This window comes from Vibrio sp. Vb1337, from assembly GCF_033338715.1.
In the GTDB taxonomy this organism is placed as follows: Bacteria; Pseudomonadota; Gammaproteobacteria; order Enterobacterales; family Vibrionaceae; genus Vibrio; species Vibrio alginolyticus.
This window is the reverse complement of the sequence record NZ_JAWOTD010000006.1, coordinates 28723-50621: the sequence shown is the minus strand read 5'-3', so window position 1 is coordinate 50621 and position 21899 is coordinate 28723. Positions and strand designations below refer to the sequence as shown.

Genomic DNA, 21899 nt, shown 5'->3' with positions numbered 1-21899 from the left:
TCATGGCGCAATTTATAGACCGAAGGCTCAATGGCAAGAACAAGAGCGCTGTTAATCGACAGCGCTTCTTGAAGCGCCACAAAGAGCAAATAAAAGAGTCGGTAGCAGACGCAGTGAATCGACGCTCGATTACGAATACGGAAACGGGCGAAGACGTCTCTATCCCTCACAAAGACATCAATGAGCCTATATTTCATCAAGGCAAAGGTGGTGTTCGAGAACGAGTTCATCCCGGTAACGACCAATTCATTACTGGTGATAAAATTGAGCGTCCCAAAGGTGGCGGTCAAGGTAGCGGCTCTGGAGAAGGGAACGCCAGTCCAGATGGAGAAGGCCAAGACGAATTTGTATTCCAAATATCAAAAGATGAGTACCTCGATATTTTGTTCGAAGATCTCGAGCTGCCTAATCTAGAAAAAAACCAAATTGCCAAAATCACAGAATGGAAAACGCACCGTGCAGGCTTTCAAACTGCCGGTATCCCTTCCAATATCGCCGTAGTACGCTCTCTGCAACAATCTCTTGCGCGCCGTACTGCAATGACTGCTGGTAAGAAACGACTTCTTAAAGAGTTAGAAGACGAACTTGCTCGCATCAAAAATATTGAACCTGCTCAGCAGTTTGAAGAGAACCGCTTGAAGGCTGAAATTGAAGAACTGCGCAAGAAAATCGAAAGCGTGCCGTTCATCGATACCTTCGACTTACGCTTCAAGAACTATGAGAAACGCCCGGTACCATCGAGCCAAGCGGTAATGTTCTGTCTAATGGACGTATCCGGTTCGATGGACCAGGCAACGAAAGACATCGCAAAACGCTTCTATGTTCTTTTGTACTTGTTCTTAACTCGTACCTACGAGAATGTCGAAGTCGTCTTTATCCGCCACCATACCCAAGCGAAGGAAGTGGACGAGCACGAATTTTTCTACTCACAAGAAACCGGGGGTACCATTGTATCTAGCGCGCTCAAGTTAATGGATGAAATAGTAAAAGAGCGATACCCGATTGGTCAGTGGAACATATATGCAGCTCAAGCATCCGACGGTGACAACTGGGCAGATGATTCGCCAAGATGCCGGGATCTGTTAGTGAACAAATTACTTCCAAACTGTCAGTATTACTCTTACATAGAGATCACGCGGCGATCGCACCAAACTCTATGGCATGAGTACGAAAAACTCACTGAAGAGTTTCCTAATTTCGCAATGAAAAACATTCGCTCTGTGGAGGATATTTTCCCAGTCTTTCGTGAACTATTCCAAAAAGAAACGGCGTAAGGAGGCTAGCGATGAATACCGCAACGAGAAACCTCTCAGGAGAGGCGCCTAAAAAGCGTAACAGTAAAGTGTTGCCAGATGGACCAGATTGGACATTTGAGCTGTTAGAGCGATACCACAAAGAAATTAAGCGTGTCGCGGAGCATTATCGCCTAGACACTTACCCTAACCAAATAGAAGTGATTACTTCAGAACAGATGATGGATGCCTACTCAAGTATCGGCATGCCAATCAATTACAACCACTGGTCATTTGGTAAAAAATTCATTCAAACAGAGCAGAACTATAAACATGGTCAAATGGGGTTAGCCTACGAGATTGTGATTAACTCCGACCCTTGTATTGCTTATTTGATGGAAGAAAATACGGTAACAATGCAAGCACTCGTGATAGCGCACGCGTGTTACGGCCATAACTCTTTTTTCAAAGGTAATTACCTATTCCAAACGTGGACTGACGCCAGCTCTATTATCGACTATCTGCTGTTCGCCAAAAAGTATTTAGCCGAGTGTGAAGAACGATATGGCGTAAAAGAAGTGGAAAAACTGCTCGACTCTTGTCACGCGTTAATGAACTTTGGTGTAGACCGCTACAAGCGTCCAGAGAAAATCTCAATTACAGAGGAAAAAGCAAGACAAGAAGAACGCGAAGCATACCTACAATCTCAAGTTAATGAGCTTTGGCGCACGGTACCGACAGCCAAGACGAAAGAGGAAGACATTAAAGAGCGATTCCCAAGCGAGCCTCAGGAAAACTTGCTCTACTTCTTCGAAAAACATGCGCCGTTGCTAGAGCCGTGGCAGCGTGAAGTTGTTCGGATCGTCCGTAAGATCAGTCAGTATTTTTATCCGCAAAAACAAACGCAAGTTATGAATGAGGGCTGGGCAACGTTCTGGCACTACACCATACTCAACCATCTTTATGATGAGGGCTTGGTGTCTGAAAAATTCATTCTAGAGTTCTTACATAGCCACACCAGTGTCGTGGCTCAGCCGCCTTATAACAGTCCTTACTTTAATGGCATTAACCCCTACGCGTTAGGCTTTGCCATGTTCCGAGATATTAAGCGTATCTGTGAAGAACCAACTGATGAGGACAAAGAGTGGTTTCCAGACCTAGCAGGAACCGACTGGTTAGATGCAGTGCATTTCGCGATGCATAATTTCAAAGATGAAAGCTTTATTAGCCAATACCTTTCTCCGAAATTAATGCGTGATTTCAAGCTGTTTGCGATCAACGATGATGATCATAAGAACTTTATTGAAGTCGCTGCTATACACGATGAGATGGGTTATAAACGCATTAGAGAAACCTTAGCCGCTCAGTATAACTTATCTAATCTTGAGCCAAACATTCAGGTGTTTAATGTCGATGTCCGTGGTGATCGCTCGCTTACGTTGCAGTACGTTCCTCACAACCGCATCCCACTTGATGATAGTTACGAAGAAGTTCTAAAGCACGTGTATCGATTATGGGGCTTTGATGTCATTCTCCAAGAAGTGAAAGACACCGGTCACCGAGAGGTGTTAGCGACCTGCCCTAAACGGAACCAATACGACACTAACATTTAACTAATACCGCGATACAAGTAAAACAAAAAGGCTCCTAATTCAGGAGCCTTGTTTATTCTTAAATCTATATGAGCATTTGTTACGCTTGCTTCTCAACAATCGCGCGCACGGCTTCTAGGTCTTCGGGCGTATCAACCCCTGCCGCTGGTGCTTCTTTCGCTACCGCCACATGAATTTTTTCACCGTACCAAAGCACTCGCAGTTGCTCAAGACACTCAATCTGCTCTAATGCACTTGGTGCCCAGTTGACATACGTATTAATGAAACCAGCTCGATAAGCATAAATACCAATATGACGCATTAATGGGTTGGCAATAGTTTTGTCTTGTTTAGCAAAGTTATCGCGATCCCAAGGGATGGTTGCTCGACTAAAGTACAACGCATAGCCTTGCTCATCTGCGACAACTTTAACAGCGTTCGGGTTGAACACTTCCTCTTCCGAGTCTATTTCTACAGCTAACGTCGCCATCGGGGCTTCACACCCAGATAAGTTATCAGCAACCTGACGAATGATGGACGGCGGAATCAAAGGCTCATCCCCTTGCACATTAACAATAATGTGGTCTGACGGAATAGCCATCTTTTCAACAACTTCGGCAAGACGCTCCGTACCTGATTCGTGGTGGGGAGAGGTCATACAAACTTTACCACCAAATGACGAAACCGCTTTCGCAACACGCTCGTCATCAGTTGCAACGATGACATCTTCCGCACCCGCTTGTAGCGCTTGTTCATAAACCCACTGAACCATAGGCTTACCACCAATATCCGCTAGCGGTTTACCAGGCAAACGGCTCGATGCGTAGCGCGAGGGGATGACAACCGTAAAAGACATTAGCGTCCCTCATCCATGCTCATAGTGCGAGCTTCAGGCTCTAGCAGAACTGGAATACCCTCTTTGATCGGGTAAGCAAGGCGATCCAATTTGCAGATCAACTCTTGATTATCTTTATCGTACGTCAGCTTACCTTTGCAAACAGGGCAAGCTACAATCTCAAGTAGACGGTGATCCATAAGCCGCTTTAACCTCTTTTATTCTATTTAAAATTTGCTCTGCATCGTTTGATTCAAACTGGGCAGATACAGGCAGATACCACCAATTATCTTGCGCATAATGGCTGCACTTGACGGCATCTTTCTCGGTCATAACCACATTGGTCCCTTGTTGAGCCAATGCTTCTAATTCTTGTTGATCAAAGTCTTGATGGTCAGCAAAACCTTTTGTGACTTTAACATCTGCGTTCATCGAGTTTAGTGTATGAAAAAAACGCGGAGGATGCCCAATGCCCGCAAATGCGACGAGATCTTTCAACTCCGAGACATCCACATGTTGCTTAGTCTTAAGATTAATAGCTTTAGAGGGTGCTAAAGCCATTGCGATTTCGCCCGTATGCGCTTGACCGCCATTGGTGATGATAAAGTCGACTTCTTTAAGTCGCTCAATACCTTCACGTAAAGGACCTAATGGAATCAGGCTTTCATTCCCAAACCGGCGATTCCCATCCACAATCACTAACTCAATATCACGGCCTAACGCATAATGTTGTAATCCATCATCCGTAATTATGATATCCACATCCAAATCTAGCAGTGCTTTCACTGCATTTGAACGCACAGGATCTACCGCAACAGGTGCTCCTGTACGGCGATGAATCAACTTAGGTTCATCGCCACAATGCTTCGCTGGCGTATCTTCTTTTAGCACTAACGGATAGGCAGGAGCCTTTGCCCCATAACCACGAGAAACAACCCCCGGCTTAAAGCCCATTTGCTGTAGTTGCTCAACAAGCCACACAACAACTGGTGTTTTACCATTGCCACCAGCAGTGATATTGCCAACCACAACAACAGGTATTGGCGCATTATAAGCTTGCTTGCGGCCAGTTTGGTATTGCTTTCGCTTTGACTTGCTTATCGTTCCAAATAATAAACTCAGTGGCCACAAAAGCGGCCACAAGAGGTATTTTATTGGATGGTTTTCAAACCAGATTTTTTCAATCACCGCGCTTATTCACCAAACTGAATACGGTGCAATTGTGCATACGCACCATTTTTCTTAATAAGCTCAGCGTGGTTGCCACGTTCAATGATGGCACCATCATCAACCACAAGAATTTCATCGGCTTTCTCGATTGTGGATAAGCGGTGCGCTATTACAAGTACCGTTTTATCTTTTTGCAGCTCATCAAGTGCAGCTTGAATAGCTCGCTCGGATTCGGTATCCAAAGCCGAAGTTGCCTCATCAAGAATCAGCACTGGAGCATCACGCAATAGAGCTCGCGCAATCGCAACACGTTGGCGTTGACCACCAGACAAGCTAGCACCATTTTCACCAATCATGGTATCAAGTCCATCATCCATTTTGCCGATGAACTCCATCGCATGCGCGAGTGTTGCCGCTTTCTCGATATCACTGCGCTCGTATTGGCCATCCGTTGCGTACGCAATATTGTTTGCTATCGTGTCATTAAACAAATGAACATTTTGCGATACTAGTGCAAATTGCTGACGTAAATTCTTTAGCTCGTAATCACGAATATCATGCCCATCTAATGTGATAGATCCACTGTCAACATCATAGAAGCGGTTGAACAAGTTCGCGATGGTACTTTTACCTGAACCAGAACGGCCAACTAGCGCCACCGTTTTTCCTCTTGGAATATCGAAGCTGACATTTTCCAATGCTGGTTTTTCTGCACCAGTGTAAGTAAAGCTTACGTTTTTAACTGAAACATCGCCATTTGCGCGTTCAACTGTCAACTTACCTTCGTTTTTCTCAGGCTCGAGGTCAATTAACGCGAAGAGCGTTTGGCTCGCGGCCATACCACGTTGGAACTGAGAAGTAACGTTAGTCAGCGCTTTAAGTGGGCGCATCAGACCAAACATTGCAGAGAAGACAACAGTAAATGTACCTGGAGTCAGTTGCTCTTTAATCGAATCAATACTTGCTAAATAAAGAACGGCAACAATTGCAAGTGATGCAATCATTTGGATGATAGGGTTAGCCGCCGCTTGAGCCGTCACCAACTTCATGCTTTGTTGACGCATTTGGTTGCTGACTTTTTCAAATCGTTTACGTTCGATGTCTTGGCCGCCATAGCTCAACACAACTTTATGGCCTTTCAGCATCTGCTCTGCTGATGCAGTTACGTTACCCATCATGGTCTGCATATTTTTGGATATTTTTCTAAAACGTTTAGAAACAACACCAATACCCCATGCTACAACGGGAGCAACAGCAAACAGCACTAGCGACAATTGCCAGCTGTTGTAAAACATCAAAACTAACAGACCAATGATACTTGCGCCTTCACGGACAATGCTCACCAACGCTTGGCTAGTTGCCGCTGACACTTGCTCTGAGTCGTAGGTTATACGCGACAATAAATTGCCCGTCTTTTCCTTATCAAAGTAAGACACTGGCATATGCATAAAGTGATTGAACACCATGCGACGGACTTGCATAACTACGTTGCCAGATACCCAGCTCAAACAGTAGGTGGAGACAAATCCACTTATGCCACGGATGAACATCATGGCAAAAATAATCAATGGAAGCGTGCGTAAAAAATCAGATTCAGCGTTCCCAAAACCTTCATCGAGTAGTGGTTTTAGCAGGGAAATCATATAGGTATCTGATATGGCATTAATAACTAATGCAATGACTGCAACGACAAGACCTGACTTATAAAGGCGAATAAATTGCCATAGACGCTTAAACGTCTGCCAAGTCGTTTCATCAGTATTTATCGACATAGAAGTGCTTTATTTTCTTACATTAAGACTCTCATTCTACTCCCTTACGCAGCATCTGCCTATACCAAGGCTCAAATGTATCGCTACGTTTGGTTTCTGAGCGCCAATTATCACGGTGAATAAAGAAGCTTACCTGACCACCCTCACCAGTATCAAGCCAAGTAATGCCAAGCTTTCGGTATGAAGCAACGACATTTTCCGCTGGCATTCCCCATCGATTGTTTTTTGCTAAAGAAGCAACCGCCACACTCGGGCTCACCGCCTCGATAAATCGAGGATTCGATGAACTTTTACTCCCGTGGTGAGGGACTAGCATCACATCGCTTTGTAACTTTCCGGGTTCTCTAAGCAAAATCCACTCGCTAATGGCCTCAATATCACCAGTAAAAAGCATACTAAAGTTAGAAATAGGGTCAGTAAGTCGTAATACACAGGAGTGCGGATTATACGCACGTTGAACAAGTTCAGGAGGCCAGAGCACTTCCATCTTTAATCCTTGCCATTTCCATTGGTCGCCTCTAGTGCAAGGCTCATATCCGATAAAGAATTGACTACTACGTTTACGTTGTGGAGAAAAGGCATCTTCAATGAAAAAGCGGCCGCCTGCGTGATCATTATCGAAATGGCTTAGAATCAGTGTCTCTATGCTTTCATAACCTCGTTGATGCAAAACCGGAGTGACGACCTGCTCTGCGATACTGCCGCTTTGCCATGCTTTACCAGTGTCATACAGCAACACCTTGTCGTCTTTTTCTACAACCACTGCAAGGCCATGACCTACATCTAATACATCGATACGCCAATGCGGTTCATACTCCGCTGCAAACTTGATACTAATAACGATGCCGAGTAACAAATACCACGCGTACTGAGACATGAACCGTTGAAATATTAAGCAAACCACTATCACCATAACCAGCATTGTCATTTCCATGCTAATGGGTTGCCAAGAACCTACTGCGTACTGTATTGACGTGCTCAATGGCTGTAATGACCAGTCCACCAAATGCCACAGAGGCTTCGCTATCATTTCAAGAAACAAAGATGAGAACAGGGCTAGAAACATCAAGGGTACAACGATAAATCCGAACCAAGGAATAAATACCAAGTTGTAGGCTATTGAGGACAAACTAAAACCGGAGAAGAAATGGCCACTAACAGGTACGATTAAAGCGCTCAACATCAATTGAGTAAGCAATAACGCTTTTAATCGCGCTTTCCAACCTCCCCTTTGATGTCGAATCAAATTAATTGCGAACAATACCGCACAAACGGAGAGGTACGATAACCAAAAGCTCATACTGTAGGATGCAAAAGGTTGGACAAGCAGTTGTAGAGATACTGCAAGCAAAAGAACTCGCCAAGAAGTCCAGTGCACCAGAGTATACTTCAGGAGAACGTAAACAACGCATACCGACACTGCTCGCGTAGTAGGCAGAGAGAAATCCGCTAACCAAGCGTAGGCAACAGCGAAGATCAGCCCATATAAGCTAGGTAACAACTGGTATTGGGGTAATAGATAACGAACGGTACCGCCCACGACTAGCCCAAAAGTAAACGCCATACCAATATGTAAACCAGAAATGGAGACCAAATGCAGTAAACCACTGTCCCTGAGCGCTTGCCAATCTTCCTTAGACAACCAAGAACGATCAGCAAAAACTAACGCACTTATTAACGAGAAATGATGAAGGGAAGACACATCATCAGCGACATCGGCAATAATGGATTGACGCAGAGATACATTAGAACGAACAATCCACTGAGCGTCTTTGTTAACAACCGCTCGGGCGATAATATTTTTACCCATCGCGTGCTTTTCAGCATCAAAGCCAGCTTCGTTGCGTAGACCTATAATCGGCTTTAACGAGATGGATGTCGTAAACTCACTGTTAACATCGAGTGGAAAAGGCGTAATAAGACGGATTTTAGGTTTAAGAAAAGGTAACAGAGTTTGAGAATTTACCGCTTCTATAGCGACAATACCTTCATAACCGTGACTTATTTGCGTAAAAGGGCTGTCAACTTTACCAATTATGGTAATATTCTCCCCTGCTTGAAAAAGGGCTTGTCTCTGAGACTCCAATACATTGCCGTGGACGATGACAACCATAAAGCCCGCAATTGCGCCTATGCTAATTAAGCCACGACGTAATTTGATTATTGAGCCAGTGGTTATTATTCCCAGCAGCAACCAACGCCAATCTGGTATTGTCGGCCACCAAGCTGACGAGATTACGCTCGCTACAAATAACGCCAAGGTCCAACTTTTTTCTGAGAGAGTCATGCTGTCCTATGCCTAGAAAGCTGATAAAACGCTTCATGCCAGATCATGAATTGATCAAACGCCAAAAAGCATTGAAGGTCTTCGGCAATGTGTTGTACAACCCAAACTTGTGGTGCTTAAACCGCCGCTCGGCATCAGGGGCTTTTGCTGTCGGGTTATTTATGGCTTTTGTTCCGCTGCCGAGCCAAATGATCATGGCCGCTGGTTTGGCCATTATGTTGGGTGTCAATCTGCCCCTCTCCGTCGCTTTGGTATGGATCAGCAATCCTATCACTATGCCTGTGCTATTTTACTTTGCGTACAAGCTAGGTGCTCTAGTGATGCGTCTTCCCCCGCAACCTTTTCACTTTGAACTATCGTGGGAATTCATCATGCAGCAAATGAGCACCATTGGACCTCCATTTCTATTGGGCTGCGCAATTTGTGGGGTTGTATCCGCGATTATTGGCTACTTCGGAATTCGTGGGCTTTGGCGCTACTCCGTGGTACGGAGCTGGCAAAAACGCAAAATAAGATAAGACCTTACTGCGTAAAAATCAGCATTTGAGCTATCAGTTGAGGGGCATCTAACAGTTAGAATGAAACGCGATGTTACTCAAGTCGGATAAATACAAAAAAGGACCGAATTCGGTCCTTTTTGTTTTTCGCATATTGTAAAACAATCCGCTATTTAGAACTCAGTACAGCCGCCGGATTCAACCTTGCGGCACGCGAAGCAGGATACCACGTCGCAAGTAAACTAAGCACTATCGCCGTCACTGACACCAATGCCACATCTGGCCAGTGTAGTTGTGATGGTAAGAAGTCGACGAAGTAAATATCACCCGATAAAAACTGATGACCAATTAAGCTCTCTAACCCTTTAATTAACGGAGTCAGGTTTAACGCCACTAAGACACCGATAACACTGCCGACGAGACTACCAAATACACCAGAGAATACACCTTGCCAAACAAAGATCCGTTTGATTAGGCTATCTTTTGCTCCCATTGTTCGCAAAATTGCAATTTCCGCCGCTCGGTCTTTCACTGCCATCATCAACGTAGACACAATATTAAAACATGCCACGCCAATCACCAGTACCATCACCAAGTACATAATGGTGCGCACGAGCTGAATATCGCGATACAAAAAACCAAACTTTTGCTGCCAGCTTTTCAAATACACGTAAACATCAACCATGCTACCAACCTCGCGAACAATAGAAGGCGCATTGAGAACATCGTCAGTTTTTAGTGAAATGCCTGTGACCCCTCCCCCTAACCTCGCGTATTGCTGCGCATCAGCTAATGGTACTAACGCTAGAGAGTGGTCGATTTGGCCATTCAACGTTAAGAACCCTGACACCTTCACGCGCACACGCTTAGGTGCCTGCACTTTATTTGCGCCGCCTGTTTGCGGAATCATTAACGTAACGTAATCCCCCACGGCGACATTTAGCTCGTTTGCTACACCTCGGCCTAAGATCACTTGCTGCTGACCGGCATAAAAGTTTTGCCAAGCTTCTTGGTCAATAAAATTCGACAAGCTCGACACCGCTTGCTCGAAAGTAGGCTCTACGCCACGAACTTCTATCGCTTTTAGCTTACTGCCTTTTTCTGCCAAACCCGTAAAACGAACGTACGGTGCTGCCGCGACAACATGTTCATGTTTTAGAGCTTGATTCATCGTTTTGGTGTAGTCATGAAGTGGTCCATTAACACCTTCTAACTCGCCGTGTGGGATCACAGACAACACACGCGATTGCAGCTCGCGCTCAAAGCCATTCATTGCAGACAAACCGATAATGATCACAGCAACGCCAACCGCTATACCAATGGTCGAAGAAAGCGATATGAAAGACACCATCTTGTTGCGCTTTTTCGCTCGACTGAAGCGACCACCAATCATCAAAGCTAAAGAGGTAAACAAAACTAGCCCTCCGCAGATGCTGTATCAGTCACAAAACGATCTACGAGCAAACCATCTTGCATGTGCATTTGACGATCCATTTTTGCTGCCAGCTCTTTGTCATGCGTGACAACCAAAAATGCAATGTTTGACTCTTTATTGAGCTCGCGCATCAAATCATAGATAGACAGTGCCGTATTGTGATCTAAGTTCCCCGTAGGTTCATCAGCCAAGACCAGATCAGGTTTATTCACCAATGCACGCGCAATCGCAACACGCTGACGCTCACCGCCCGATAACTCGGAGGGTCTATGTTGCATCCGATGACTCAAACCAACTTTATCTAACAGCGCTTTAGCCGCCTGTTTTGCATCCGCTACTTTAGCACCGCCAATCATCAGTGGCATCGCCACATTTTCAAGCGCAGTAAAGTCAGCCAACAAGTGATGAAACTGGTATACAAAACCAAGGTGCTTGTTGCGTAATGCCGCCTGTTTGTTCGAGCTCAAAGCTGATAGGTTTTGCCCTAGAAAATCAACTTCACCATGAGTTGCGTCATCTAACGCACCTAAAATATGCAATAAGGTACTTTTTCCCGAACCAGAAGAGCCAACAATAGAAACCAACTCCCCTTTGTCGATATCGAAACTTACGCCTTTCAACACTTCCGTATCTAACGAACCCTCTCGGTAGACTTTACGAATATCACGACATTCTAATAGCTTATTCATAGCGAAGTGCCTCAGCAGGTTTAACAGAAGATGCTCGATAAGAAGGATAAAGCGTAGCAGCAAGGCTAAGAGCAATCGCCAATACCACCACTAAAAGAATTTGCAGTGAATCAATCAAGATGGGTAGATGACCACCAAAGCTGAATAGCGCCACACCAGCAGATTCAAGAATCGCATTTAGATTAAGTGACAAGATCACGCCCGCAGCGCCACCAACAATCGCGCCAATTACACCACTGCTTGCACCTTGCACCATGAAAATGGTCATCACTTGAGATTGAGTCATGCCTTGAGTTTTCAATATTGCGACTTCTGATTGCTTCTCCATTACCACCATGATTAAAGCGGAGATAATATTGAATGCAGCGACACCCACAATTAGACCTAGCATAAGTCCCATCATGTTCTTTTCCATTTTCACCGCTTGGAAAAGCTCACCACGCTGTTCGCGCCAATCACTCCATTCCCATCCATCAGGCATGGGTTGGTCAGCAAAATCCGTCACCATAAATGGGTCAGAGAAAAAGACACGCCAACCAGAAACCGTGTCTTTAGGGAAACGCATCAGCTTAGATGCATCCGTCATGTTCACAATCATTAATTGACCATCAACGTCCGATCCCGTATTGAAAATGCCTGAGACAGTAAAGTTTCGCTGGCTAGGAATACGACCAAGTGGGGTAAACTGCGTTGCGTTGGTCACCATCAAGCGCACTTTATCCCCGATTGAGACCTTTAGTGAACGCGCCAAACTGTGACCCAAAAATACATTGTAGTCACCTGCTTGAAGTGACGATAATCGTCCGGCAATCAAATGGTTGCTAATCGGATCGCCTTTCTTAGGTTCAATACCGATGAGGTAACCAGCCGTCAGCTGTGCAGAACTCTGAATAACAGCCTCTCCTCTAACGATAGGCTCCGGCTGGGATTCACTCGACATCGCTTGAACAAATGGAGGAGCAGACTCGGTCATAGGCGTTTTTCCATCGTGTTGCGAAACAACGGCATGAGGTAGCACACCTAAAATGCGTTCTTTTAACTGCGATTCAAACCCGTTCATCACAGAAAGAACCGTCACCAACGCCATTACACCGATCGTAATACCCGCCGTCGACATATAAGAAACAAATCGGCTGAACCTATCTCCAGAGCGTCCCCGAAGATACCTTAAGCCAATAAACAATGAGATAGGATGATACATATAAGACAAACCAACTGGTTGTTTTGATATAAAGCTTTAGCGGATTATCTTACCTTACTCTTCTCATTAAGAAGACAAGAGAATCGCTAAATTTGTCAACGACATGCAATAAGTCTGTATTTAGGGCAAAAGTTCAAGGACAAATCGGCTAAACTTGATAACTTCATTCAGTTAGCGATAATCAGTGCCCTATTTCTCTTTGTTTGTTGAGTGAGCAAGGAGCGCTCGCTGGCAAAAGGATCGACTATATGACAGAGCAAGAATACTTTACCGTCCATCATAACCTCACCATCAACGTCGAAACGTTGAGTGCGGACTTTGCTTTGCCAGATGAAGAAACGTTTGTCTCCGAAATTCCAGCACCATTTATTGTCGCCTGTGAATTTAGTCACTTAGATATGTTGGCAGACAACGCGCGTCTAGAGCTGAAAAACAAAGAGTTAAAGCATGTGATCAACTTGCTTGATACGCAAAACGCGAAACTTAACCTCTTGTTGAGCTTTATGCTTTCACAACAAGATGACGCCTCCATTCGCTATCAAACGACGCAGTTTGGTGCTAGTCAACTCAGTTTCCGCTCAGATACAGCGTTAACTACTCAACAACTCGTTCGTGTTAAACTGTTCCTCGATCACCCTGCTGCGGCGATTTACTGTTACGCTCAAGTAGAAGAATGTGATGCTTCAGAGCAAGATTTCATTATCACGCTTAGATACAAGATGCTCCGAGAATCTGATCAAGATTTACTGATAAAGGCGGCACTGTATCAACAACAAAAACTTTTACGTCAGCGCTCGATGGAGCGAGATAAAAAATAATTCCTATGACAAAAGCAACGATTCTTTCCGTCACCAACCCTTCAGAGCGTGGCGACAAAAAACAGCTAGGTAATTTGCCGGGCGCAGCTCTACCTCTAGCCATTGCAGAGCTGGCCAAACAGCATTCGAGTCACTCGCTACTCGTTGTGCCTGACCCGCAAATTGCTTTAAAGCTTCAGGCAGAGATTGAGCAATTCACCGACCAAACGGTAAGCCTGTTCCCCGACTGGGAAACGCTGCCTTACGATAACTTTTCTCCGCATCAAGAAATCATCTCTGAACGTATCGCACGCCTATACCAACTGCCAAGTCAACGTGATGGCATAACCATCGTCCCGGTCAGTACAGTATTGCAACGCCAATCGCCACGTGATTTTTTGTTGCAACACACTTTAATGGTGAAAACTGGTGATCGAATCTCGCTAGAGAAGTTACGTGTACAACTTGAAAATTCAGGCTACCGCCATGTAGATCAAGTATTTGGGCCAGGTGAATATGCAAGTCGTGGGTCTATTCTGGATCTCTTTCCTATGGGCAGCAATGACCCGTACCGCATCGACTTCTTTGATGATGAAATAGATACCATTCGCACATTTGATCCAGAGAACCAACGCTCTATCGACGATATTCAGCAAATCCAATTGCTGCCTGCACATGAGTTCCCAACCACTAAAGAAGCGATTGAAGATTTCCGTACACGTTGGCGCACCCAGTTCGACGCACGCCGCGAGCCTGAATCAATCTACATGCAAGTGACCAAAGGCACGTGGCCCGCTGGTATTGAGTATTGGCAGCCGCTGTTTTTTGACCATACCGAGACTTTATTTGAATATTTGCCAGAAGACTCTCAAGTCATCACATATGGTGATATCGAATCTGCGGTCGATACTTTCTTAACCGATGTCGAATATCGATACGACCAGAAAAAAGTTGATCCGTTGCGTCCTCTTTTGACTCCTGAACAGCTTTGGTTGAAAAAAGACGAACTTTTCAGTCAACTAAAACAGCTCCCTATCGCTCAATTGAGCCTAGATAAAGTGGTTAAGCGTGCCGGTCGTCAAAACCTACCCGTACAATCGTTAGCCGAGCTTGGCGTTCAGCAACAAAATAAAGAGCCGCTCTCGCGCCTTCGTCAGTTTAGTGAGCAATTCAGCGGCAAAATCGTTTTCTCGGTAGAGTCAGAAGGTCGTCGTGAAGCACTAACGGAGCTGTTGCAAGGCATCAAAGTTCGGCCAGTCGTACATGGCTCACTTTACCAAGCTCTAGACTCGGGTGATCGATTCAGCTTGATCTTAGGCGCAGCAGAGCATGGTTTCATTCACGAAGAGCTGAACTTCGCTCTGATCTGTGAAAGTGATCTACTCGGTGACCGTGTTATCCAGCGACGCCGCAAAGATAAAAAAGCCGTCAACAGTGACACCGTTATTCGCCACCTTGCGGAGTTAAAACCCGGTCAACCTGTGGTTCATATTGATCACGGTATTGGCCGCTACATCGGTTTACAAACACTTGAAGCCGGTGGCATGAAAACGGAATACGTCACCCTTGAGTATCAAAACGATGCCAAGCTCTACGTACCAGTTTCATCACTGAATCTTATCAGCCGTTATTCTGGCGGCGCTGAAGAGAGTGCGCCACTGCATAAATTAGGTGGTGAAGCGTGGGCAAAAGCACGTCGTAAAGCGGCAGAAAAAGTGCGTGATGTCGCGGCAGAATTGCTGGATGTGTATGCAAAACGAGAATTAAAACCGGGCTTCAAATTTGAGCTAGATCGTGGGCAATACGCAACATTTAAAGCAACATTCCCGTTTGAAGAAACAGATGACCAAGCGATGGCCATCAATGCTGTCTTGTCAGATATGTGCCAAGCAAAAGCGATGGATCGCTTAGTGTGTGGTGACGTGGGCTTTGGTAAAACGGAAGTCGCTATGCGCGCAGCATTTGTCGCAACGGATAACAGTAAACAGGTCGCCGTACTCGTACCAACAACCTTGCTTGCTCAGCAGCATTTCGAAAACTTCCGTGACCGTTTTGCCAACTTACCAATCCGAGTTGAAGTACTGTCTCGTTTTAAATCTGCCAAAGAACAAAAAGTCATTTTGCAAGACGTTGCCGATGGTAAAGTCGATATTGTCGTTGGTACGCATAAGCTGCTTTCGAGCGACATTAAATTCAAAGATTTAGGTTTGTTGATCGTTGATGAGGAACACCGCTTCGGGGTTCGTCAAAAAGAAAAGGTCAAAGCAATGCGTGCGGATGTGGACATTCTTACCCTCACCGCAACACCAATTCCACGCACACTGAATATGGCAATGAGTGGCATGCGAGACCTGTCGATCATCGCTACACCTCCTGCACGCCGTTTAGCCATTAAAACCTTTGTTCGACAAAAAGAAGAGCCAGTGGTCCGTGAAGCGGTACTGCGTGAAATTATGCGTGGTGGTCAGGTTTACTTCCTGCACAATCAGGTTGAAACCATTGAAAAAACGGCAGAAGACTTACAGAAACTCATCCCAGAGGCACGCATTACCGTGGCTCATGGTCAAATGCGCGAGCGCGAACTTGAGCGAATCATGAATGACTTCTACCATCAGCGCTTTAATGTGTTGGTGTGTACAACCATCATCGAAACCGGTATCGACGTACCAACGGCAAATACCATAATCATGGATCGTGCGGACAATCTTGGCTTGGCGCAGTTGCATCAATTGCGTGGCCGTGTTGGACGTTCACACCATCAGGCCTATGCTTACTTATTAACGCCACATCCAAAAGCCATGACCAAAGATGCCATCAAGCGTCTTGATGCGATTGCTTCACTGGAAGACTTAGGTGCTGGCTTTACGTTAGCAACCCACGATTTAGAAATCCGTGGTGCTGGTGAGCTGCTTGGTGATGAGCAAAGTGGGCAAATTCAATCCGTTGGTTTTACACTTTATATGGAAATGCTGGAACAAGCAGTGCAAGCATTAAAAGAAGGCAAGGAGCCATCTTTGGATGAGCTGCTTCGTGAGCAAACTGAAGTGGAAATGCGAATCCCAGCGCTCTTACCAGATGATTACATTCCGGATGTAAACACACGACTGTCGATGTACAAACGCATTGCGAGTGTCACAAGCAGTGATGAACTATCAGAGCTAAAAGTGGAACTGATTGATCGCTTTGGTCTGCTTCCAGACGCAACAAAGAACTTACTTGCCGTCTCAGAATTGAAAATTTCGGCTGGTAGTTTAAAAGCGAAAAAGATAGAAGCCCATGATAAAGGTGGATTTATCGAGTTTTACCCTGATGCTGACATAAATCCAGCGTATTTAGTTAAACTGCTGCAATCACAGCCGCAAAAATTTGCAATGGAAGGTCCAACTAAGTTCAAGTTTAGCGTACCATTGGTGGACCGACGTAAACGCATTCAGTTTGTTCAAGACTTACTGAATGATTTTAAACAGAATTTATTACCAACGAGCTAATAGTCGAATGAGAATACTGATCCCGTTATTGCTTCTATGTGTCTCAATGCCCTCTTGGGCACAGCGCCAATTTGATATTGAAGTGATCATTTTCAAGCGAGCAGTCGACGCTGAAAGCACAACAGAATCTTGGCCGAATCAACTGCCAAAAATCGATATGGAAAATGTCGGTAGCCTAGAGAGTGAATCCTACCGCCGCTCTAAAGGCGTGACACTTTTGCCAAGTTCTTCTTTCCGTCTCAACGCGCAAGAAGCGGCACTAAATAATCATGCCGGCTTTAAAGTGCTTAAACACGTAGCCTGGCGTCAAGGTGACCGAGGTAAATCTAGCGCCCCAATTTTCCGCATCGTTGGCGGGCGAGATTTCTCTGATTCTTATCAAGCAGATGGCCGCCCAATCAATGGCAATAGCAATCAAACATTTTCCAGCGACGGTTACAGTGAAGAGACGGTCAATGGTCCTTTATATGAACTAGATGGTCGATTCCAAATATACGTACAGCATTACCTCTTCGCCGAAACAACACTAGATCTGCGCGAACCAAGTGTTAGAGAGGTGCGTTTTGAACCAACCTCAACTGAGCAATTGGCGGATGACTTAGGTGAAGTAGATGGTAACGTCCAAGTCGGTAACTTGGCAGAAATATCGCCGACAGTAACCGAAGAGAAATTCCTGAAGAGTTATCGAATGGATCAAAAACGTCGTATGCGTAGCAGCGAGACTCATTACCTAGATAACCCGTTGATGGGTATGATCATTCAAGTTCGTCGGGTTCGATAAGCACGAGCGGTTCGACAAAGCGCAGCAAAGCTGCGCTTTGTTTTTATCTGCTATACCTCAATTATTCCTAACCAACGCAGAGCAAGGAAAATAGCTGCGTTCAAGTATAAATAGACAGCTTTCAATTTACTTACACTCAACATGGAAGTCGTATTAGTTCATGAGTCCAGACTTTGAAATCATTGCGCCCCGCTTAGCGCTCAAGCTCATCCCTGCTGAAGAAGCACATTCACTACAACGATTACTTGCAGAATCCCCTTCGCTGCACCAATGGCTTGATTGGTGTGATAAAAACGTCACATTGAAAACCGCGCAGGACTTTCTGTTGGCAACCCGTCTTAACTGGGTCAAAACTGAGGCTTTTGGTTTCGGTATCTATGAGCGGCAAAGTAACACTTTGGTTGGAATGGCAGCGGTTAATGAGTTATATCATACGTTTAATATGGCGAGTATTGGTTACTGGGTTGCCGACCGCTATCAACGGCAAGGCTATGCCCAAGAAGCCGTTAAAGCCTTAGCAGAATTCTGCTTCGCAAAGCTAAGTTTAACTCGACTAGAGATTGTTTGTGACCCCGACAACGAAGCTAGCCAAGCCTTAATTGAGTCCGTCGGTGCACAAAAAGAAGCCATCGCCAGAAACCGGTTTATTTTTCAGGGTAAGCCTAAAGATGGCGTTGTGTTCTCACTTTTACCGACAGATCTAACATAAACAAAAAGCCACCGACTTGCGGTGGCTTCTGCATTTTTTAAGATACAACACATCCACACAGAGTGGATTTAAAACCTTAGTGCAGCTTAAGGTTTGGACGCAGCACGCGATTAATGCGGCCGACGAGCATCATCAGACCGGTTTTGAATACACCGTGCAACGCCATTAGGTGCATGCGATACAATGAGATGTAAACGACACGAGCAATACGGCCTTCTACCATCATCGACCCTTTAGTTAGGTTCCCCATCAGACTACCAACGGTTGAGAAGCGACTTAGAGACACTAATGAACCGTGATCTTTATATACGTAGTCTTTCAACTCGCGCCCGTTGATCTTCGCGACGATGTTACTAAATGCCTGGCTTGCCATTTGGTGTGCAGCTTGAGCGCGTGGCGGCACGAACGAACCGTCAGACTGGGTGCATTGTGCTAAGTCACCAATAACAAAGATGTCATCATCTCGTGTTGTCTGTAGTGTGTTTTTCACTACAAGCTGATTGATACGGTTCGTTTCTAAGCCAGCGATATCTTTAATAAAGTCTGGAGCTTTGATACCCGCAGCCCAAACCATGATTTGAGCTGGGATCTTCTCACCATCTTTTGTAGTAAGGCCATCTTTTTCAGCTTTAGTCACCATAGTGGCGGTGCGCACGTTTACGCCCAACTTCACCAACTCTTGATGAGCAGCAGAAGAAATACGTGGAGGTAACGCTGGTAAAATACGCTCACCTGCTTCAATCAGATTGACGTTCAACTTGCTAGAATCAAGATCACCGAAGCCATAAGTGCGCAGCTCTTTAACAGCATTATGTAACTCAGCTGATAGTTCAACGCCAGTTGCACCAGCACCAACAATCGCAATATCGACCGTACCGTTACCGTTTTTCGCGTGCAGCTTTAGGAACTCGTTGTTCATTTCTGTACGGAAACGGTGTGCTTGCTCAGGGCTGTCTAGGAAAATACAGTTTTCACGAACGCCAGGCGTGTTGAAGTCGTTTGATGTCGAGCCAATCGCCATCACTAGAATGTCGTATTCTAGCTCACGGCTTGGCATAAGAAGTTCACCGTGTTCGTCTTTAAGCTCACTTAAGATGATCACTTTACGTTCACGGTCGATGTCTTGAAGGCTACCCATTTGGAAGTCGAAGCTGTGGTTTTTTGCATGAGCTCGATAGCTCAGTGCATCTACTCCTTCGTCCAAAGAACCTGTAGCAACCTCATGCAATAATGGCTTCCACAAGTGGCTCGCTTTTCGATCGACTAGCGTAATTTGCGCACGGTTTTTGCGACCTAGAGTTCGACCAAGCTTAGTTGCCAACTCAAGACCACCTGCACCGCCGCCTACAACGATAATGCGTGTCACAATGATTTTCCTCTACAAAAATGAATATATGGGGTTCAGCTCGATGCATGACTCACAAATATTTGTGGCATCCATCCAACCGATGAATTCTTGGTTCTTAGAGGTGTCTCAATTACTTGGATTAAAAAACTGCCACTCACCTTGATTCTTTATCTATCAATGACTTGTCAGGGTTTGGCATGTTTATCTGGTACGCATACGACGCCAGAATTTTTTGGGCAAGTTTATTACTCGCTCTCAATTTTTTTTGATATTTATCAAATTATTTTAGTCCGGTTCATTATATAGAGACCAACTTTGAAGGCAACCAAAATCCGTGTAACGAGTACGGATTGACTACTTTTCGACTACTCTACAACAAGGTGTTCGTGCTACATAGGAGGGAAGTAAGAAAACGGTAAGGAGAACACAATATTCAAAGCGTTAAACCAAGAAAATGTGCCTTTCAAAGAGACAGTGGCTCGGCATACTCAAGAGAAGGAATCGCAGCAAAGCAGCCGATAAAAACGCCGCTTTACTGTCTACACTCAACATTAATAAGTATTTTTAAATGCCTTTATAGCTTGTAAATGATGAGAGATTTTTTTGAACTTATGAGACTGAGTTTCATCCCAAATGATTTGATAGTGTTTTTCTAGCTCAGCTGCCGTTTTCGAATTGTCATGCACTTCATCATCTTTAGAGAGAATCACTAAGCAGTGAGCTTGATTTTTCGCTCGGAACTGATCAACACATTTTGTTGCGATATCTTCGTACTCTTCTGGACGATCGATTCGACCAGCCATCGTTTTTTCTGGGTGCAAGTTCGGGTTGAACATCACTTGCTTGATACCGCATAGAAAACCAATTCGCTCAGACCAGTAACCACCTAAACCAACCCCGCAGATTAATGGGTTTGGGTCATCAGATTGATCGATAACTTTAGACACTTCTTTTAACAAGTGTTGCATGTCGTGCTTTGGGTGAAGGGTGCTGTAATTGATAAAACGAACGTCGTCGTCGATAAATTGCAGTTGAAGAACTTTTTCGTGGTTACCCGGGCTTGTACTGTCAAAGCCGTGTAAGTAAATAATCATGTGTACCTCTCCCTGTGTGTATCTGGTACTTTTATTAAAACTACCACTATTTCCTTACTGTTAAAGGGGAAAATATCACGAGTTCTCAAAACAGTGATCTTCCATACACAATGAGCCTTTCAACTCATACGCACTGTTTAAGTATTGTTCATCTCCCCACAATTTATAGGCAAGTAGATACCAGAGCATCGCCATCACCAAGGTTCTTGGTTGCCAAGCGTGTACACCTCTCAGCCAAAGAGACACATCTTCGATACCTCGAATTTGGCAATACTGCTTTACCGCTTCTTCCACAGGCGCATTCGCGACCTGAATAGTTAAGGTCAAATCAAGCCTAGGGTCAGCAATCCCGGCATACTCCCAATCAATGACTTTCACCCCACTCTCTCCTCGCACTAGGTTGTAACACCCCAAATCGAAGTGACATAGGGCAAGCGGAACAGGTGCAACGTTCGGTTCCGTGCGCCACTTCATGTACAAAGCCTCAAACTCCGTACCCACATACTGACCATCAAGCTCAAGCCAATAATGATCGATGCGAGAAATATATGAAAATGGAACCAAAGGAATTGCGCTTATCGGATATTGATGAATCTTCGCCGCAATGGATAATAAATCGCTTAATGCTAAGCCTGACTCCGTCAGTGCCTCTCCTTCTATCCATTCCACCAGCAACCCTTGCTCATGAATAAAAACTGGCTTGGGGCCAATTTCCAATGAAGAGACTGCATTCAGCACTTGATATTCACCGTGACGAGAAATTGAAAAAGCCTTGCAGACATGACTGGTCGGTCGCCAGATGTATGCAAGGCCTTGAGAAGATTCCAACCGCCAACAGCGGTTGGTTAGCCCCCCGGTAACAGTTTGTACTTTTACCGGAGGCTCCGTAAAGAAGCCATCGAGAGATTTAAGACTCGGATCTAACTGTTTTGCTTGTTGCCAAGAAAACCATGCCATTGATGACTTCTCCAC

Annotated in this window: 18 protein-coding genes; 7 read left to right on the top strand and 11 right to left on the bottom strand. The window is 45.1% G+C overall.

Going from position 1 to position 21899, the window contains the following annotated elements; all coding sequences use genetic code 11:
- Positions 1-2: 2 nt before the first annotated feature.
- The gene (locus R7E42_RS08665) at positions 3-1274 is read left to right on the top strand and encodes a YeaH/YhbH family protein (RefSeq protein ID WP_005378448.1); all 1272 of its coding nucleotides are present in this window, start codon (positions 3-5) and stop codon (positions 1272-1274) included.
- Between the two features lie 11 nt (positions 1275-1285).
- The gene (locus R7E42_RS08660; RefSeq protein ID WP_005378449.1) at positions 1286-2845 is read left to right on the top strand and encodes a SpoVR family protein; all 1560 of its coding nucleotides are present in this window, start codon (positions 1286-1288) and stop codon (positions 2843-2845) included.
- Positions 2846-2924: 79 nt separating this feature from the next.
- On the opposite strand, the gene kdsB is transcribed toward R7E42_RS08660, so the two are convergent.
- Genes kdsB through R7E42_RS08635 form a run of 5 tightly spaced genes read right to left on the bottom strand, consistent with a single transcriptional unit; the run spans position 2925 to position 8888 of the window.
- Positions 2925-3680 (bottom strand): 3-deoxy-manno-octulosonate cytidylyltransferase, encoded by a 756-nt coding sequence (kdsB, locus tag R7E42_RS08655; RefSeq protein ID WP_017820020.1) that lies wholly within the window; start codon positions 3678-3680, stop codon positions 2925-2927.
- Positions 3680-3859: a Trm112 family protein gene (locus R7E42_RS08650; protein WP_005378451.1), complete on the bottom strand. Its 180-nt coding sequence runs from the start codon at positions 3857-3859 to the stop codon at positions 3680-3682. Before R7E42_RS08650 ends, kdsB begins: the two co-directional genes overlap by 1 nt.
- Positions 3840-4847: a tetraacyldisaccharide 4'-kinase gene (lpxK, locus tag R7E42_RS08645; RefSeq protein WP_017820019.1), complete on the bottom strand. Its 1008-nt coding sequence runs from the start codon at positions 4845-4847 to the stop codon at positions 3840-3842. The genes R7E42_RS08650 and lpxK overlap by 20 nt, the downstream gene beginning before the upstream one ends.
- Positions 4848-4852: 5 nt before the next feature.
- Entirely contained in the window at positions 4853-6601 is a 1749-nt protein-coding gene (msbA, locus tag R7E42_RS08640) for a lipid A ABC transporter ATP-binding protein/permease MsbA (protein ID WP_054575458.1), read from the bottom strand.
- Between the two features lie 31 nt (positions 6602-6632).
- Entirely contained in the window at positions 6633-8888 is a 2256-nt protein-coding gene (locus R7E42_RS08635) for a DNA internalization-related competence protein ComEC/Rec2 (RefSeq protein WP_318072584.1), read from the bottom strand.
- Between the two features lie 8 nt (positions 8889-8896).
- Here R7E42_RS08635 and R7E42_RS08630 point away from each other — a divergent pair, with 8 nt between their 5' ends.
- The gene (locus tag R7E42_RS08630) at positions 8897-9406 is read left to right on the top strand and encodes a DUF2062 domain-containing protein (protein WP_005387834.1); all 510 of its coding nucleotides are present in this window, start codon (positions 8897-8899) and stop codon (positions 9404-9406) included.
- A gap of 148 nt (positions 9407-9554) precedes the next feature.
- Here R7E42_RS08630 and lolE read toward each other — a convergent pair whose 3' ends face one another.
- Genes lolE through lolC form a run of 3 tightly spaced genes read right to left on the bottom strand, consistent with a single transcriptional unit; the run spans position 9555 to position 12710 of the window.
- Complete coding sequence (gene lolE, locus R7E42_RS08625) at positions 9555-10799, bottom strand: lipoprotein-releasing ABC transporter permease subunit LolE (protein ID WP_086046604.1); 1245 nt, start codon at positions 10797-10799, stop codon at positions 9555-9557.
- A gap of 2 nt (positions 10800-10801) precedes the next feature.
- Positions 10802-11509, bottom strand: coding sequence for a lipoprotein-releasing ABC transporter ATP-binding protein LolD (lolD, locus tag R7E42_RS08620; RefSeq protein WP_005378457.1), 708 nt, complete (start codon positions 11507-11509; stop codon positions 10802-10804).
- Positions 11502-12710 carry a lipoprotein-releasing ABC transporter permease subunit LolC gene (lolC, locus tag R7E42_RS08615; RefSeq protein WP_031778997.1) on the bottom strand — a complete coding sequence of 403 codons (1209 nt, stop codon included), beginning with the start codon at positions 12708-12710 and terminating at the stop codon, positions 11502-11504. The genes lolD and lolC overlap by 8 nt, the downstream gene beginning before the upstream one ends.
- Positions 12711-12958: 248 nt before the next feature.
- Between lolC and R7E42_RS08610 the strand changes: the two genes are divergently transcribed.
- From R7E42_RS08610 to R7E42_RS08595, 4 genes are all read left to right on the top strand, one after another.
- Positions 12959-13528, top strand: a complete 570-nt coding sequence (locus R7E42_RS08610; protein WP_318072583.1) for a PilZ domain-containing protein — start codon at positions 12959-12961, stop codon at positions 13526-13528.
- A gap of 5 nt (positions 13529-13533) precedes the next feature.
- Positions 13534-16995 (top strand): transcription-repair coupling factor, encoded by a 3462-nt coding sequence (mfd, locus tag R7E42_RS08605; protein ID WP_132936528.1) that lies wholly within the window; start codon positions 13534-13536, stop codon positions 16993-16995.
- Between the two features lie 7 nt (positions 16996-17002).
- On the top strand, positions 17003-17776 hold the full coding sequence (locus tag R7E42_RS08600) for a peptidoglycan binding protein CsiV (RefSeq protein WP_005387825.1): 774 nt from the start codon (positions 17003-17005) through the stop codon (positions 17774-17776).
- Positions 17777-17936: 160 nt separating this feature from the next.
- Positions 17937-18485 carry a GNAT family N-acetyltransferase gene (locus R7E42_RS08595; RefSeq protein WP_005387823.1) on the top strand — a complete coding sequence of 183 codons (549 nt, stop codon included), beginning with the start codon at positions 17937-17939 and terminating at the stop codon, positions 18483-18485.
- Between the two features lie 76 nt (positions 18486-18561).
- On the opposite strand, the gene R7E42_RS08590 is transcribed toward R7E42_RS08595, so the two are convergent.
- From R7E42_RS08590 to thiK, 3 genes are all read right to left on the bottom strand, one after another.
- Positions 18562-19851, bottom strand: a complete 1290-nt coding sequence (locus tag R7E42_RS08590) for an NAD(P)/FAD-dependent oxidoreductase (protein ID WP_005378463.1) — start codon at positions 19849-19851, stop codon at positions 18562-18564.
- A gap of 533 nt (positions 19852-20384) precedes the next feature.
- Positions 20385-20927, bottom strand: a complete 543-nt coding sequence (gene ycfP, locus R7E42_RS08585; RefSeq protein WP_005378464.1) for an alpha/beta hydrolase YcfP — start codon at positions 20925-20927, stop codon at positions 20385-20387.
- A gap of 75 nt (positions 20928-21002) precedes the next feature.
- A complete protein-coding gene (gene thiK / locus R7E42_RS08580; protein WP_318070486.1) occupies positions 21003-21884 on the bottom strand; it encodes a thiamine kinase in 882 nt (293 codons plus the stop codon).
- Positions 21885-21899: the final 15 nt, after the last annotated feature.

What these genes read in the sequence shown, in the direction of transcription:
- R7E42_RS08665 (WP_005378448.1), top strand. Translation starts at nt 3, where the DNA reads ATGGCGCAATTTATAGACCGAAGGCTCAATGGCAAGAACAAGAGCGCT.
- R7E42_RS08610 (WP_318072583.1), top strand. Translation starts at nt 12,959, where the DNA reads ATGACAGAGCAAGAATACTTTACCGTCCATCATAACCTCACCATCAAC.
- kdsB (WP_017820020.1), bottom strand. Translation starts at nt 3,680, where the DNA reads ATGTCTTTTACGGTTGTCATCCCCTCGCGCTACGCATCGAGCCGTTTG.
- lolD (WP_005378457.1), bottom strand. Translation starts at nt 11,509, where the DNA reads ATGAATAAGCTATTAGAATGTCGTGATATTCGTAAAGTCTACCGAGAG.
- lolC (WP_031778997.1), bottom strand. Translation starts at nt 12,710, where the DNA reads ATGTATCATCCTATCTCATTGTTTATTGGCTTAAGGTATCTTCGGGGA.
- msbA (WP_054575458.1), bottom strand. Translation starts at nt 6,601, where the DNA reads ATGTCGATAAATACTGATGAAACGACTTGGCAGACGTTTAAGCGTCTA.
- R7E42_RS08600 (WP_005387825.1), top strand. Translation starts at nt 17,003, where the DNA reads ATGAGAATACTGATCCCGTTATTGCTTCTATGTGTCTCAATGCCCTCT.
- mfd (WP_132936528.1), top strand. Translation starts at nt 13,534, where the DNA reads ATGACAAAAGCAACGATTCTTTCCGTCACCAACCCTTCAGAGCGTGGC.
- R7E42_RS08595 (WP_005387823.1), top strand. Translation starts at nt 17,937, where the DNA reads ATGAGTCCAGACTTTGAAATCATTGCGCCCCGCTTAGCGCTCAAGCTC.
- ycfP (WP_005378464.1), bottom strand. Translation starts at nt 20,927, where the DNA reads ATGATTATTTACTTACACGGCTTTGACAGTACAAGCCCGGGTAACCAC.
- R7E42_RS08635 (WP_318072584.1), bottom strand. Translation starts at nt 8,888, where the DNA reads ATGACTCTCTCAGAAAAAAGTTGGACCTTGGCGTTATTTGTAGCGAGC.
- thiK (WP_318070486.1), bottom strand. Translation starts at nt 21,884, where the DNA reads ATGGCATGGTTTTCTTGGCAACAAGCAAAACAGTTAGATCCGAGTCTT.
- R7E42_RS08630 (WP_005387834.1), top strand. Translation starts at nt 8,897, where the DNA reads ATGCCTAGAAAGCTGATAAAACGCTTCATGCCAGATCATGAATTGATC.
- R7E42_RS08660 (WP_005378449.1), top strand. Translation starts at nt 1,286, where the DNA reads ATGAATACCGCAACGAGAAACCTCTCAGGAGAGGCGCCTAAAAAGCGT.
- R7E42_RS08650 (WP_005378451.1), bottom strand. Translation starts at nt 3,859, where the DNA reads ATGGATCACCGTCTACTTGAGATTGTAGCTTGCCCTGTTTGCAAAGGT.